The 14,603-nt window shown below is 59.7% G+C and carries 7 protein-coding genes and 1 tRNA gene; 2 read left to right on the plus strand and 6 right to left on the minus strand.

From position 1 onward, the window contains the following. Window positions 1-146: 146 nt before the first annotated feature. Window positions 147-1,682 carry a helix-turn-helix transcriptional regulator gene (locus C1722_RS10905; protein ID WP_102379257.1) on the plus strand — a complete coding sequence of 512 codons (1,536 nt, stop codon included), beginning with the start codon at window positions 147-149 and terminating at the stop codon, window positions 1,680-1,682. Between the two features lie 132 nt (window positions 1,683-1,814). On the opposite strand, the gene C1722_RS10910 is transcribed toward C1722_RS10905, so the two are convergent. Continuing rightward, window positions 1,815-4,787: an EAL domain-containing protein gene (locus C1722_RS10910; RefSeq protein ID WP_146040654.1), complete on the minus strand. Its 2,973-nt coding sequence runs from the start codon at window positions 4,785-4,787 to the stop codon at window positions 1,815-1,817. Between the two features lie 321 nt (window positions 4,788-5,108). Between C1722_RS10910 and C1722_RS10915 the strand changes: the two genes are divergently transcribed. Further along, window positions 5,109-6,506 (plus strand): GGDEF domain-containing protein, encoded by a 1,398-nt coding sequence (locus C1722_RS10915; protein WP_102379259.1) that lies wholly within the window; start codon window positions 5,109-5,111, stop codon window positions 6,504-6,506. 129 nt (window positions 6,507-6,635) lie between these two features. On the opposite strand, the gene C1722_RS10920 is transcribed toward C1722_RS10915, so the two are convergent. The 5 genes from C1722_RS10920 to C1722_RS10940 form a co-directional block, all read right to left on the minus strand. Continuing rightward, window positions 6,636-7,949 (minus strand): NCS2 family permease, encoded by a 1,314-nt coding sequence (locus C1722_RS10920; protein ID WP_102379260.1) that lies wholly within the window; start codon window positions 7,947-7,949, stop codon window positions 6,636-6,638. A gap of 233 nt (window positions 7,950-8,182) precedes the next feature. Further along, window positions 8,183-9,412, minus strand: coding sequence for an ornithine cyclodeaminase, nickel-pincer nucleotide-dependent (locus C1722_RS10925; protein ID WP_102379261.1), 1,230 nt, complete (start codon window positions 9,410-9,412; stop codon window positions 8,183-8,185). A 73-nt stretch (window positions 9,413-9,485) separates the two neighbouring features. Then, a tRNA-Leu gene (locus tag C1722_RS10930) sits at window positions 9,486-9,572 on the minus strand. 181 nt (window positions 9,573-9,753) lie between these two features. Beyond that, window positions 9,754-10,899, minus strand: coding sequence for a GGDEF domain-containing protein (locus C1722_RS10935; RefSeq protein WP_180995157.1), 1,146 nt, complete (start codon window positions 10,897-10,899; stop codon window positions 9,754-9,756). A gap of 273 nt (window positions 10,900-11,172) precedes the next feature. Further along, a complete protein-coding gene (locus tag C1722_RS10940; RefSeq protein ID WP_180995158.1) occupies window positions 11,173-14,025 on the minus strand; it encodes an InlB B-repeat-containing protein in 2,853 nt (950 codons plus the stop codon). Window positions 14,026-14,603 lie beyond the last annotated feature (578 nt).

Consider the following 14,603-nt stretch of genomic DNA (forward strand, 5'->3'; position numbering starts at 1 on the left):
ACGTCTGCGTCCATACCGATAGTGTGTCGCTCCCGAGCGCGCCGCACCATCGATGCGAAGTGAGTATTCGCAGGAAAACGCATCGGTAAAAAGCAACGATTGACCCGAATTGGGCGCTATGCGACCATGAATCGACGGAGGTGGCGATGATAGCCGTATGGTGGGACAATCTGAGGGAAAGCTGCGATATGCGCATGATGGCAGGCACATCGGCCGCCGTCTGCTGGCTGCTCCTGCTTGCCATCTCGCCGGTGTTCTCAACTGCGCCGACGCTGATCGCCCAAGGGCTGTCGTGGCGCATCGTTGCGGTCTTCTGCTCGGTCGTCCTGTTCGTGATTTCGCTCGTCCTTGGCGCAAAGGGCGAGAACCCGGAAGGAAAGGCGCTTTCTTCGGGAGTGGCCTTCACGGGCGCGACAGCGTTTCTCGGCGTTTTGCTCCATCGCTTTACCGAGAGTGCCGCGATTGATTTTCTCGCTGCGGTCTTCGTTGCCTGCGGCGTGGCAGGGCTATGCCTGGGGTGGGCGCAGCCATTTTCGATGATTCGCCTGAGAAAGCGCGTTGTGGCATCCGCCGCGGGAGCTATCTGCGGATGCATTCTCTACTTCGCCATCGTCGCCATACCCCAGCCGTTCGCACTGTTCGTCGGAGCATGCCTGCCGATCGCCTCGGCGGCTTGCTGGATGGTGCTGCGTGCGAGCGCCGCTCCCGACGATGCCGAATCCGAAACCGGCTTTCACCTTCAATCGGCGGATCGCATCGCACGCGATGGTTCTGGTGCGGATCCTGCGCAGGGCATCGAGACGCACAGAGCCGTTCTCCATCCGTTCGGACGCGAACTCTCGGCCGCCATCGCCTTGTACGGGATGCTGTTCGTGCTCGCCGGGCACGTGTTACCCGAAACCGAGTCGACGTGGGTCCTCTCGGTTGTGCCGGGCGTTGTAAACGTTGCAGCATTTCTCATCATCGAAATCGCGCTTACGCTGTACATGGTCAAGCGCATCCACCGGGAAAACCCCGTCGTCGCCTACCGACCCGCCACCATACTCGTGGCCATTGCGTTTCTGCTGCTGCCGTTTTCAAGTTCGGAACTGTCGCTCGCCTGCATGGCCATCGCGTTTGCGGGATTCGGAAGCTTCATGGTGTTCTTCTGGATCGTGATGGGCAACATCAGCCAGAAGTGGCGCCTCCCGTATCTGCGCGTGTACGCACAGGGGTTCCTCACGTTGCTGGCCGGTATCGCTGCCGGGGAACTCGTCGCCTGGCTTCTCGTTCTGATCCGACAACCCGGCTTCGACTACGTGGCCACGCTGAGCATCGTTTCGCTGTTTCTGCTCGTCGCGATGGCGTGGCAGATGTCGGACGGATCGCGCTTCGCCAACGAGACGAAGGAGATGGGCGGCCAGTTCTTCGAGCCCGATGCGTCCATGCGAGACGAAGACGACAGCTCCGGCTCGCCCGACCTCGATCGCGTTGCCGAACGGTACCGTCTCTCCCCGCGCGAAGTCGAGGTGCTTGCGCTTCTGCTCAAAGGGCGAAGCATCCCCTACATCTGCGACGAACTGTTCATTGCCAAAAGCACCGCGCAAACCCATGTACGCCACATCTATTCGAAGATGGAAATCACCGGCGGGCGCCAAGAGCTCATCGACCGGATCGAACAGGATGGATACTCTTTAGCCTGACAGACGGGCTTGAGCCTGGCAGAGGCATTGCGCCCATACGGGCAGCCCGACCGCACAAATCCCGCAGAAAGCCCCGTCGCAGAAACACGGCGGTAAGCTTCAGGCCGCGCGAGCCGAGCGGGAGCGGTATCCTCACTCCGCTTCGCCCAACCCCGAAAGGAGGTCCCTGAAACGAGCTACGTCTTCGATCTCCCAGCAAACGCTCGCAATCGCAAGCCGTCCGTCTTCGACACGTAGCACGCGACCGCGGTCGACCGTCCAGAACCAGCTTCCATCCTTGCGGGGCATGCGGTACATAGCCTCGTAGTACAGCCCCTCGTAGTACGTCGGCCCGATATCTTCGATCACCTGGGCGAGATCGTCGGGATGAATGGTGTTGATCACATGCCCGTCGATGCCGGCTACGAACTCGTCGAACGTACTGTATCCGAGCATCTCGACGATTTGGCGATTCGCGTAGAAGAGGGGGAACCCATCCTCACAGTAACCGCCGATCAAACCGCATGGAACCGTTTGCGCGAACAAGTGCGAGGCGATGCTGCGGTACTCTTCGGTCAAAGCGTCGATGCCCTCGTTGATCGAAGTGATGCCAAGCACGCTATCGAGTACGGCCTGCGATGAGAGCAGCGCCTCCTCTTGCAGCTTCTGCTCGGTCACGTCGGATATCCCCGCGTAGAAGATACGCCGCTCGCCCTCGCTTTTGAGAAAGTACGCCTTCATATGAAACCAGCCGAGCTCGCCCGAAAGGCGGTACCGCCGAAACGTCGCTTCCGCGCCGGCGATGGGATGGCGTTCGGCTCGATCGAACATATCGAGGATCATCGGCAGATCATCGGGATGGATCATGCGGTAAATCCAGGTCTGGCGCTCTCCGAGATCGACCGGATTGCATCCGGTTACCCGGTAGTAACCGTTGTTTACCTGCATGAGCTCGAAACGGTCGGAATAGACGGCGTATACCGCCATACCGCCTAGCAGGTTTTCGAGGATGGTGCGGCTCGCCGTGCCCCCGTCTTGCACCAAATCGGCCAGATCGATATCGTCGACGACGCGCGGAAGCACACCGCGATAGTCGATGAGCCCTTCGGTTTCCATAAGCGCTTCGAATTCGCTCTGCGGCATCGGACGGTAGAAGTAGAACCCCTGCGCGTAATCGCACCCGATTCGTTTCAAAAACTCTACCTGCTCTACGGTTTCGACACCCTCGGCAATGACGGGCATATCCATCAACCGCGCCATACTCGTCACGGCTTCCAGGATGCCTTCGCTTCGATTCGCGTCGTCGGCATCTTCGCGCAGCAAACCCATATCGATTTTCAGCGTATCCACTCCGATGTTCTTCAGCATGTTAAGCGAAGAATAGCCGCTTCCGAAATCATCCATGAGAACGGTAAAGCCCCGCCGCTGCAAATCGTCGACCAGATGCGTTACGCATTCGTCTTCGGCGTAAGCGCTTTCGGTGATCTCCACCTCGAGCAACTTCCGCTCGATCCCGTGATGCTCGACGATGCGCTCGAGCTCGTCGGCCACGTCGATGGCGCGCACGTCGGCGCGCGAAACGTTGACCGACACGGGAATAGGATGCCTGCCTTCGGCGATCCACGACGCAAGCAGGCCGCACGCCATATCCCATACATAGCGGTCAAGATAGACGATGAAACCCGTTTTTTCAAGAAACGGTACGAACTCCCCAGGGCCGACCAGCCCTTTTTCAGGATGGTTCCAGCGGACGAGCGCTTCGAGCCCCACGATACGACCCGTTCGGATGTTGCACTTCGGTTGCGCGTACAAAACGAACTCGCGCTGATCGAGCGCGCGCTGAATGGCGGCGAGCATCTTCGGTTCCTGCTCGAGCTCGAGCCCCATGCCTCGATCGTACCACGCGATACGGCGCGCATAGGTTCCCTTCACCGTGTTCATGGCGATCATGGCCCGATCGCAGAATGCGCTGACGGGCACATCGGAGCCGTCTACGCCGCACACGCCGATAGCGGGATAGAAGCGAACATCCATGGTTTCATCGGGAGCGATCGTACCGATCGCCGATTCGAGATCGCTATCGCGGGCGATTCCCGCAGGCAGCAACGCAACGAAATCGTCCGACCCGAAATAGCCCACCGAACCTTCGTGCCGTTCGCAGAAGGAAGCCAGTCGATCCGCGAGCGCGCGAAGCATGCGGTCTCCCACTTCGCGACCGTACCAATCGTTCAGCACCTTGAAGTGCTCGATATCGATGTAGACCATCTCGTATCCGCCTGCGCGATCGGCGTCCGCAATCCTGCGCTCCACTTCGTCGAGGAAGGGGCGGGCACCCCAAAGACCCGTGATGGAATCGCGTTCGTCACGCGCAGCCAGGTCGCCGTCATCGCCGACTCGTGCAGCCTCATGGTCTTTCCTGCGCTGGACATCGGTGATGAAACACAGAAGCGAAGGGTCTTCGCGCTCTTCGCCGATAAGCGGCACGATGGAATGGGAAACCCAGCTCCACGTGCCGTCTTCCTTCAGCGTTCGAAACTCGCCGCCCGACACCTTCGCGCCGCGCTCGAGCACCCGTACAAGGCTTTCGTAGCTCCATAAGGCTCGGTACCGATCCCGATCCTCTTCGTGAATCGCGGACAGACGCGCGTCGCGTTCGTCGTCGCTGAATGCTCCGCCCATGCTCGGCATGACGTACTTCCCCGGCTCGTGGTACAGCACGCGAAACGTCCTGCGCACAACATCGATCTCGATAAGCTCATCGTAGGCCGAGCTGCCGTCGAGTTCGAGCAGCAGATTCTTGTCCGACTCGTCGATTTCCCTGCTCGCCATCAGCATGCAAGGACCGTGATCCGGCCAATCGATATCGATGCACGTCGCCTCGAACCATGCATGCTTGTGATGGTTGTACAGCACGCTGCGGCCGAGGCGGTCGTCGTTTTTGCTGCGCCATGGGCAATCCGGGCACGGTGCGCTCTCCCCCCGAACAACTTCGTAGCAACGATCGCCGAGACGGGCCTCGGGCATGGTTTTCATCGTATTCTGATCGAGGTAGACCAGCCGATGGTGGCTGTCTACCACATAGGCGTTCCACCGCTGCCTGCCGTCGGGAGCTGTTATCTCAGCCATACCCCGCCTTTCGCTCACGAGCTTACCGCACCGTTCGGCCTCGGGCGAGCGGTCAAAGCCCTGCTCGCACGATTCGGCTCGTTCGATGCCGCACGCGCGAACCCCATACGCGCATGCAAGAGTATTGTATGAGTGTATCACGTATCTTTATCTGCGTCGCATCGCCATCGCACGATGCGGCGCATCATCAACCAAACGTTCGTCCTGCGACTATGGGCACCCGCCTGGTTTTCGCTGGAGCACCCTTTATAACTAAGTATTTTAGTTTTATATAAGCTATACTGGCATGCACTAACGCATTCGATCCGTTTGGGAGCGAGCATGGCGTCAAAGCAAAACCGTTCGGAGCACGCCACTAATTCCTCGCCCGATTCCCGCAGCGAGGAGTCGACCATGGACGGCAGCGACATCGCAGCCGTCATATGCGAAGAAAGCGACGGGTTCATCTACGTTTCCGACACATGCACCAACGAGCTTTTGTACCTCAACAAAGCAGCGCGCGATCTGCTCGGCTCCGCAGACAACGATTACCGTGGCAAGGCGTGCCATCGCGTGCTATACGGCCTCGAGGAGCCGTGTCCGTTCTGCACGAACGACAAGCTTTCTCTCGACGAAACGCACTGCTACCAGCGCTATAGCGAACGACATGGGCGCTATCTTCTTTGCCGTGATAAGCTCATCGAAGTAGACGGCAAGCCCGTGCGGCTCCAAATAGCCGACGACACCACCCCCGAAGTCGAGGAGCGCAGCAGTCTCGAAGCGCGCCTGGCCGTCGAAGAAACGCTTGTGCGCTGCGCTCGCACGCTTTCGGGAAACGTTGAGGAAGCATCGGGGATCGACGAGCTGCTTCGCATCCTCGGGGAATTCTACAATGCCGACCGCGCCTACGTGTTCGAATCGACGCTCAGCGGCATCGCCATGACAAATACCTACGAGTGGTGTGCAGCCGCAATATCCCCGGAAATAGACAGTCTTCGCAATGTGCCCCTCGATGCATTCGACAGCTGGATACAGCAGTTCGATTCCATCGGCATGGTTCACCTCATCGACATCGGAAGCACGCTCGACCACGATACGGAAGAATACCGCACGCTCGCACCTCAGGGGATAGACAGCCTGATCGTCGTGCCGCTGTACGAGGGGGGCGGCGTGATGAGGGGCATGCTCGGCGTCGACAATCCACGGCGCAACACCGAAGAGGACCGGCTGCTGCGTTCCCTCACGTATTTCGTGCAAAACGATCTCGAGAAGCGCCAGATGCTCGAGCGGCTCAACGAGCTCTCGCACGTCGACAGCCTTACGGGAATAGGAAACCGTACCAGCTACCTCGAAAAGCTCGTCGAGTTCTCCGAGAATCGGCCCGCTGCCTTCGGGGTCGTATTCGTGGATATCAACGACCTCAAAATCGCGAACGACACCCAGGGGCACTCGTTCGGGGACAGGATCATCCAGCGGGCGGGACAACTCCTCAACGAATCGTTTTCCGGCAGCGTGTTCCGCATCGGCGGCGACGAGTTCGTCGCGTTCGCTATCGATCTGCCCCGCAACGAGTTCGACCGCCGTATCGAAAGCTTCAAAGAGAGCATTGCCCGGGACAGCATTGTCAACGTATCGGTAGGCGCCGTATGGGACGACGGCAATTGCGCTCCCCGCGATCTCGTCGCGCAGGCGGATGCACTCATGTACGAAGACAAGAGGAATTACCACTTCAGGCGGTAGCGGCGCAGAGGGCGAAGCAGCGGAAGCCGCCGACCGTGTATCCTCTGTTCCGAAAACAGGGGATACAGCAGTGCACCCGGCCGAAGCGACCGGGTGCACCCGCATGCGAATGGCAGTAGAGCGAACCGTTTAGGCGAAGATGAACGCCGCCAAGAACGCAAGCGCCGCAACCCACATAAGCGGCTTGACATCCTTCGGCTTGCCCTGAACCACCTTGATGATGCAGTAGGAGATGAAACCGAACCCGATGCCGTTGGCGATCGAGTAGGTAAAGGGGATGCCGATGATCGTGACGAACGCGGGAAACGCCGAGGCGATATCCGACCAATCGATCTCGCCGATCTCGGTCATCATGAGATACCCGACAACCACGAGCGCGCCGCAGGTTGCCGAGCCGCTCACCATGCCGATAACGGGAGCAAGGAACGCGCACACGGCAAACGCGATGCCGATCACGATGTTCGACAAACCGGTACGAGCGCCGGCCGCAGCACCGGAAACCGATTCGACAAACGACGTGATGGAGCTCGCACCCACGAAGCCGCCCACAGCCGCCGCAGCGGAGTCGACCGTAAGGATGGGCTTGATGTCTTCGACATCGCCTTTTTCGTCAACGAATTCGGCGCGGCTGCCAACGGCCACCACGGTGCCCATGGTGTCGAAGAAGTCGCTCATGAGCAAGCTGAACACGAACAGCAGCAAGATGGGCTGCATGAACACTTCCACGATGCCCATAACGCCGTTGGGCGTCATCTGGAACGGTGCCGCGAAAGCAGAGAAGTCCGGTACGAACGTGAAGTCGGTGATCGGGGGCGTCACGCCGAGCGGAATGCCCACAACGGTAGCAACGATGATCGAGATGAGCAGGCCCGCTTTGAACTTGAGTGCTGTGAAGATCACCGCGACGATGAGCGAGACGACGGCGACGATCGCAGCAGGGCTCGTCAGATCGCCGAGCACGATGAACGTCGATTCGTCAGCAGCGATGAATCCGCCGCCCTTGAGGCCGATAAAGGCGATGAACAGACCAATGCCGATGCCAATCGCCCGACGCAGCGAAACGGGGATGGCATCCATGACCGCTTGGCGCAAACCGCAGAGCACCAGAACGAGGATGAGGATACCCTCGAGGAAAATAACGCCCATCGCCACGCGCCAGTCGATGCCAAGACCCAAGCAGAGCGTGTAGGCCACGATCGCGTTGATTCCCATACCTGAAGCGAGCGCGATGGGCCGGTTGGCAAACAGGCCCATCGCGACCGTCATGATAGCAGCGCCGAAGCATGTTGCAGTCAAACCGGCGTTGAACGGAATTCCCGCCGCCTCCATCATTGCCGGATTCACGGCGATGATGTACGACATGGCGAGAAACGTCGTCAAGCCACCGATGATCTCCGTGGAGACCGTGCTACCCCTCTCGGAAATCTTGAAAAACTTATCCACCCAGAATCACCCACCAATCCTTCGTCCCGCCTGCGACAGCGGGAATAAGCCAACAATGCGAAAATGATAGCACCGAAAGCAAAATTTGGGCCGACAAAGAGGTAAGGGAATGCCTTTTTCTGCCGACCCCCGCATCGGAAAGGCGGCGGCGTGCGATTCCATGTGTTTCTGCAGGCTACCGCCTCCTTTGCCCATGCAGGCACCACGGGCGGCAGCTCTGCGTGGCGAGAGCCTCAGCAGCCCAGCTCGTCGGCGAGCTGCTTCAGGAACAACCCGACATCGGTTACCACGCCGATCGTCTGCAAGCTGCCCCGATCGGCGAGCTTGGTGACGACCGCGGGGTTGATGTCCACGCACACGGTAGTAACCGAAGCGGGCAGGAGGTTGCCGGTGGCGATGGAGTGGAGCATGGTAGAAAGCATGATGCACGCACCCGCTTCGCGACACCAGGCGCGCATCGCATCCTGCGCCTCGATAACATCGGTGATAACGTCGGGTAAGGGACCGTCGTCGCGGATGGACCCCGCGAGGATATAGGGGGTGCCGGTCTTCACGAGCGTGTACATGAGCCCGCTTGCGAGCACGCCCTTCTCAACCGCATCGCGAATGCCTCCCGCAGCCCTGATCCGGTTGATGGCGCGCAGATGATGCTCGTGACCGCCGGGGACGGGAACTCCGCTCTTCATGTCGATGCCGAGCGAGGTGCCGAAAAGAGCAACCTCGATATCGTGCGTCGCAACAGCGTTACCGCCGAACAGGACGCTCACGTACCCCGCGTTCACCAAACGCGCAAGGTGCTCGGCCGCACCCGTATGGATCACCGCAGGGCCTGCCACGGCAATGGTCTTGCGCCCATCGTCGCGCACCTCCCGAATGAGCGATGCCACTTGCTTGATGGTCTGCGCTTTGGGCTTTTCGCTGCTCACCGTTGAATTCATGAACTCGAACGCCGTTTTCTCACGGGGCCGCTCCTGCGAGATCACGCGGAGCCCCGCCTGGCCGACCACATAGCGGTCGCCCGCACGCACCTGAGAGATCGGCACGCCGCAGGCCGTCTGCGTCACTTCGTCGACGCGGATACCCAGATCCATTTCGGTGCCCTCGACGTGCACCCAATGTCCGCCGATGCGGATATACGTTTCGAGGTTGGTGGTGGAATAGAAGCCTTCGGGAAACACGCCGTCAGCCGGGGCGGGCTCCACGTGGGCGTTCTCAAGGTGGACGGGCACGACACCGTGTTCGTGAATGCTTCTCAATATCTCGTAGAGGTGCTGCTCGTCGCGCCCGAACACGCGCATCGTCAGCTTGGAGGGATTTTCGTTGCCGCGTCCGATATCGAGCGAAAGCACCTCGAACTCGCCGTCGAGCTCGACGATCCCGTTCATGATGCTCGACAGGATGTTAGAATCGATCAGATGCCCTTGGGCGGTCACGTCTTCGTACAGGCGTCGTTGTTCTGGCATAGCTCATCCCTCCCGCAACGGTTGCGAACCGTACAGAAAAAGCCAGGTACGAGACCTGGCTTTTATCCTTGAATGGTGCGGGTGAAAGGACTTGAACCTTCACGGGGTTGCCCCCATACGGACCTGAACCGTACGCGTCTGCCAATTCCGCCACACCCGCATGCGCTTTCCGGCCTCAGCCGAAAGCAAGTGAAAATGATACCCCAGTTGACCTTCGCTGGCAAGCAGAAACAACGATGCAATTCCGATCGGCCCGTCCTCCGCAAGATTCGAATCGCCGTCAAATTTTCCCTCTCAAGCAGCAAGCCATCGGAAAACCGCCTGAAACCGCGAAAAACGTCTCATGCCCCATCCCGCGTCTCCATGCCCGTCTTCTTTCGCCGCTTCTCCTCGTACATGCTTTCATCGAGCTGCCTGAGAAAACTATCGGCCCCGTCGCAGTCGAAGGCCGCACACTCGATCGCACCTACACTGAAGTCGATGCTCCCCCACGGCGCAGGATGTTCGTTCGCCTTGGCCTTGCCCGCCTCCAAGCGGGCGATCACCTCAGACGCCATCGGCCCATCCCCCGCATTCCAAGCAATGATGAACTCGTCTCCGCCGTAGCGCGCCGAAACGGCCTCCTTCGGTTCGCTTGCGCGGATGATCGCCGATAAGGTCTTCAGCGCCTCGTCGCCGCACGCATGGCCGAACGTGTCGTTGATGCGCTTCAAATCGTCGAGGTCGATCATAACGCCGCGCAACGTCGCATGCCGCGCGCCTGAAAACCACTTGTCCAGTCGATCCGCGAGAGCACGGCGAGTAGCCAGTCCGGTCAGTTCATCCGTGTACATCAGATCGCTCTGCGAAACCTGATAGATCATGAGCGCCGATACCGCATATGCGCAGGCAAGCGAGACGCTCCGATCAAACAGCTGCACCACTTCGGCGACAAACGGAACCAGCGGGAACAAAGCGAACGGCACAATGATTCCACGCTTAACCCGTTTGCGCTGCGAGAAGAGCACCGCGATTACGGCGAGCGCGCTCAGGTAGTTGAGCAGCGTGAACGCCCACATGAGCGCAAATCCCACAACAAAGCTGCCGTCTTGGCCGATAAAAAACATGTCTTTCGAGGCCAGATTCACCAGCACGATGCCCTCGTTTATCACCAGCACGCACGTGTAGAATGCCCTGAACGCGCGATTGCCGCCTCGCCCGAACAGCGCGCAATCGACATAGCGCGCCCACATCCAAACGATTGCGGCATTTACGGCAAAGTACGCGCTTTTCGCCGCGAATGCGACATCCCTCGAAAGACCTTCGGACGACCCCGAAAAAACAAGATAGAGCATATCGAGCAAGAGAAACGCCATAACGAATACGACCAGTCCGAAGTACAGGCGGCCCGACGTTTTCCTGGTACGCGAAGCTTTCAGACCTCCCATCGTCACAAGCATGAAGACGATGGAAAGAAGATCGAGCGCTATGCTGCTATCGATATTCACGAGCGGCGTTTCACCCCTTGCTACGCAGGCTCTCATCGCGCGGCAGAACCGTACCATCGGGTTCGCCCAGAAGAAACGCGCGCAGCCGAACTCCGAGAAGCCGCAAGCGAACGCGCGTCCTTCCGAATTCTACACCCGTGCCGCATTGAATATGTCTTAACCGGTCATCTTTACGGTAAACGCAAAGGCTTTCGCACCCGACAATGCAGCGAGCACGCCGAACGCCCGAGCAATCAAAGCAGTCCCGATCGCATCGGTCGGGACTGCTTGCGGCTACCTGTTCATGCGACCTGCCCTTTTGGAGTTCGCTGCAAGGGCGAGGGCAACGCCGCCCGCACCAAGCAGCACGGCACCTGCAACGATCGGCAGAACAGGGCTGTCCCCCGTACGCGCCAGGGTCTTGCCGGTCGACGCGGGCTTCGCATCCACCGGTTTCGGATCGATCGGCTTCGGGTCTTCGGGATCGGGATCCTCCGGCCCCGGAGGCACGGGCACATCGTTTTCGATCCACTTGGCATGCAGCGTCATATCGCCCATGACCGCTTCGGCAAAGCTCCATTTCGTCGTCAACGCCTGATCGGTATACCAGCCTTCGAGCGTGTACCCCTCGAGCTCCGGCTTTTCGGCTCCGGTCGGCTCGGCGGCTACCGAACCACGCGCGACCGTCTGGTCGGCTGGCTTCGGCGCACCCCCGTTCGGCTCGAACCGCACGAGGTACTTCACCGTATCCTGGGGCTTGATGTCGCCGAGCAAAACCACGTTGTGCGCCGAACCCTGCGGGCCGAGCACCACCTTCTCGCCCGTTTCAGGCGCGGTCCTCGCAGCGGTCAGCGAAAGGCCGGTTTCGGCATTGCCCGTCCCCGACGTCGTGTACACGCCGCTCTCGTTCGATGCCAGCAGTACGGCGGGATGGTCGGCTGTCCACGAATAATGCGCAGGGCTCGCCATGTGCCACGCCCCGGCATAGGGGTTGAAGGCATCGGCCTCGTTGTCGGCTATCGCTTCGCTCACCGGAACAACGTAGCGCTCGGTCACCGTGCCGCCGTCGGCCTTGATCTCGTTTTTACCCGCCTTGTAGTTCGAGATCACGATGGCTGCAACATCGTTTGCTTCCGGCTCGTAGGGGTCGGTCAGACGGGCGGTTCCCGTAACGCTCGCGGCCGATGTGGCTGCGAGAGAGCCCGCCAGCGCAATGCCCGCGATATCGCCTTCCGCATTCACGCGAGAACCGTCGTGCGCAAAGATGCGCGTATTGCCCCAGTCCCACTCGTCGTCGCCGTCTTCGTCGCCGACATCGTAAGGATCGTAGGGAATTTCGGGCTGCGTGTAGTTTATGCCGAGCCACCCATAATAGGTGCCCAGGGCGTCGACCGTCGTATTGGAGAGATCGATCTGCCCCTCGCTGCTGCGAATGGCGGCAGACGGGTAGGTCACCGGGGTCGCCAGCGGCGCAACAAGACCCTCGAGGGCGTCACCCGAGGCGACCGCTTCGATATCGGTGTCGGAGATCAGGAATCGCTCTCCTTCGGTTTCCAAACCAACCTCGGTCCCATGTGCGATAATCGTCGAGTTATCGATGGTCACCGTCGGTATTTCAGGCTCGGGTTCGGGTTCGGCTTCATCGCGCAAATCGATGCTTGCGGTGGCCATCGTTGGAATTATCTGCCTATTGCACGAAATCAGCAGGCCGACCGCCTCTTTCGAAACGATACTGGACGATATTTTCGTATCGGCGATGCGAGCGCCCCGCAATATGCCGCCGATCCAACCGTACTCTTCAGGATCGCCCGCCGCAACGGTAATCGACGTGTGCTCCTTGCCTGCGCCGAATATCTCCGTCGATTCGGTAACTTCCAGACCCGTTCCGATAGAGCTCACTGAAATGGTCCCCCTGCTCGGAGCGTCCTCGGCACCGATCTGGAGAGTGGCGAGGGCAATGCCGCTATACCCGGCAGTCACTTCAACCGATGCTTCCGTGCCGAGGACCATATCGTAAAGGGAAGCACCGCTCCCGTTCGGAACATCGATGTTCACGCTCCCACCGTCGACGGTAAGCTTGCTGCTGTATCCGCCGATACCGCTCATATTCGAGCTGTCCGAAGCCACCAGAGAAAGGGAGCCGTTCTCGATCAGAAGATCGGCATTGTTCAAAGAAAGGAGATTGCCCCATCCTTCGCCTTCCATATTCGCGATCGAAAGGCTGCCGCCGTTCGCAATACGAGACTGGGGGACAACGGGCTCGTCGTAATCGAGCCCGTATCCCGAATCGACGCTCACAACCGGATCGACGTTGACCGAACCCTGCTTAACCGCCACGTCGATCGATCCGCCATCGATCACCAAAGCCCCGTAGCACCCAACGGCGTACCAGCGATGATCGTCACCCGAAAACGACCATTGGGATCTCAGCGTTCCGTATACGGTCAGGTTCATGCATTCCACCACGTCGCCGAAGGCAACCGATGCGCCCGCCGCAACGACGAGGTTGAACCCGGCAGGCTCCCATCCCATGTTGGGCCACTCCATCAAAATTGCGCTCGCAAGCGAGCCCGTACCCTTGAGGGTCACGGTTCCCGCCGAATCGGAAGCCATTGCAAGGACGGTCGATGCGTCGTACGAACCCGACCCCGTAACCGCTCCCGTCAGCTCGTACGTTCCGTCGTCTTTGAGCTCGAGCATCGTATCCCCCGAAGCATCGATCGAAATAACGGCATCGGGCTGCTCGCGAAGATCGGCAGCCTGCGAGGAATCGTCGGTCTTTTCACCTTGGGTCGAAAGGGAGTCGGCGGGCATCGCATCGCTCGCCTCCGGCAGCATGGTACCGCCGTCGGACTCGGTGCCAGCCCCCGCACCGCTTTCGCCGTTCGGTGCTCCGGTATCGCTCTGCGCGCCCTCGCCGGACGCCCCGCCCTCAGCATCTGCTCCGCTTTCGCTACCGTTCGGCTCGCCTGCCTGCGGCGCCACATCGGAGCCGTCACCTGATTCGGCCTGAGCACCTTCGGCTCGCTGCCCTCGTGCGGAATCAGCAATTCCCTCCGCAGCGGCAGCCAGAGGCAAAGCCGCCACGAGAAGCAACGCCAGCAATGCCGCCACCAGGGCATTCGATATGCCTCTCATCGTTCGCATACGCAATCCTTTTTCTCGCATAACCGTTCTACACCCGTGCTTTGGCGCATCAGGTATGTAATAAGTTCTCATAATACGTGACCAAACTAGTACTGTAATATATTCCACAATTATTATGTAATATATTCCTTTATGATACCGACAAGATCGCAATTTGAGAGCTTGTTATTTGGTTATTTGGTTATTTGGTTGTTGGATTGATCGCAAAGCCGGATTGAGCCACCGCAAGGAGGAACTGGGCGAATACCGCCTGCCGCAAGCGAAGGAAGCCGAAGATGCCGCGCCGCTGCGAGTGCGAAGACCGACGGTACTGCGCTCTTGCGAGCATACTCCAGAAGCCGCCCTTTCGCTGCCAAAGCAAAACCGACAAGGCTCCCGCTGCCTCACCGGAACACGCACAACGGGGGTTTTCGGTAAAACCACTCGAGTTTGGCAGAGATTTTCGATTTTTTCCTCGCAACGCGTCCATGCCAGCAGCGGTGCGAAAGCCGATTCTCGGCCTGCAGGGTTTGGTAGCGGCACCGTACCGCTCGGCGGGTTCGCCTTCGACCCGAACGAGTGCTGCATCCCAACCGACC

Source organism: Raoultibacter timonensis, assembly GCF_900240215.1.
GTDB classification, from domain to species: Bacteria; Actinomycetota; Coriobacteriia; order Coriobacteriales; family Eggerthellaceae; genus Raoultibacter; species Raoultibacter timonensis.